The organism is Streptomyces sp. NPDC053048 (assembly GCF_044547045.1).
Lineage (GTDB): Bacteria > Actinomycetota > Actinomycetes > Streptomycetales > Streptomycetaceae > Streptomyces.
The window spans coordinates 1-1,345 of sequence record NZ_JBITZS010000027.1; the positions used below are offsets into that span (position 1 = coordinate 1).

Annotated in this window: 1 protein-coding gene; it reads left to right on the forward strand. The window is 69.8% G+C overall.

Annotation, left to right across the window (positions count from 1 at the left end):
* Window position 1 precedes the first annotated feature (1 nt).
* On the forward strand, window positions 2–1,345 hold a 1,344-nt coding region (locus ACIG36_RS33300; RefSeq protein ID WP_399936257.1), incomplete at its 3' end, for an NAD-dependent malic enzyme.

Genomic DNA, 1,345 nt, shown 5'->3' on the forward strand with positions numbered 1-1,345 from the left:
CATGGCAACGGCGCCTAGCGTCTCGTACTCGATGACGGTCCGGCTGGAGGTTCCCGCGGGTGGGACCGCGGTCAGTCAGCTCACCACGGCCGTGGAGTCCTCCGGTGGCTCGGTGACCGGTCTGGACGTGACCGCGTCCGGTCACGAGAAGCTGCGGATCGATGTGACCATGGCGACCACCTCGACCGAGCACGCCGACGAGATCGTCGAAAAGCTCCGCGGCATCGAGGGCGTCGTCCTGGGCAAGGTCTCCGACCGCACCTTCCTGATGCACCTCGGCGGCAAGATCGAGATGGCCTCCAAACACCCCATCCGCAACCGCGACGACCTCTCCATGGTCTACACCCCCGGCGTCGCCCGCGTCTGCATGGCCATCGCCGAGAACCCCGAGGACGCCCGCCGCCTGACCATCAAGCGCAACTCCGTCGCCGTGGTCACCGACGGCTCCGCCGTCCTGGGCCTGGGCAACATCGGCCCCAAGGCCGCCCTCCCCGTCATGGAGGGCAAAGCCGCCCTCTTCAAGCGCTTCGCCGGCATCGACGCCTGGCCGATCTGCCTCGACACCCAGGACTCCGACGCCATCGTCGAGATCGTCAAGGCCATCGCCCCCGGCTTCGCCGGCATCAACCTCGAGGACATCTCCGCCCCCCGCTGCTTCGAGATCGAAGCCCGCCTGCGCGAGGCCCTGGACATCCCCGTCTTCCACGACGACCAGCACGGCACCGCCATCGTCGTCCTGGCCGCCCTGACCAACGCCCTGCGCGTGGTCGGCAAGCACATCGGCGACGTCCGCGTGGTCATGTCCGGCGCGGGCGCCGCCGGCACCGCGATCCTCAAGCTCCTGACCGCCGCCGGCGTCAAGCACGCCGTGGTCGCCGACATCCACGGCGTCGTCCACGCCGCCCGCCCCGACCTGCTCTCCGCCCACCCCGGCACCGCACTGCGCTGGATCGCCGACAACACCAACCCCGAAGGCATCACCGGCACCCTCAAGGAAGCCGTCCGCGGCGCGGACGTGTTCATCGGTGTCTCCGCCCCGAACGTCCTGACCGGCGAGGACGTCGCCGCGATGGCCGACGACGCGATCGTCTTCGCGCTGGCCAACCCCGACCCCGAGGTCGAGCCCGGCATCGCCCGCCAGACCGCGGCCGTCGTCGCCACCGGCCGCTCCGACTTCCCCAACCAGATCAACAACGTGCTGGTCTTCCCCGGCGTCTTCCGCGGCCTGCTCGACGCCCAGTCACGCACCGTCAACACCGACATGATGCTCGCCGCCGCCACCGCCCTCGCCGACGTCGTCACCGACGACGAACTCAACGCCAACTACATCATCCCCAGCGTCTTC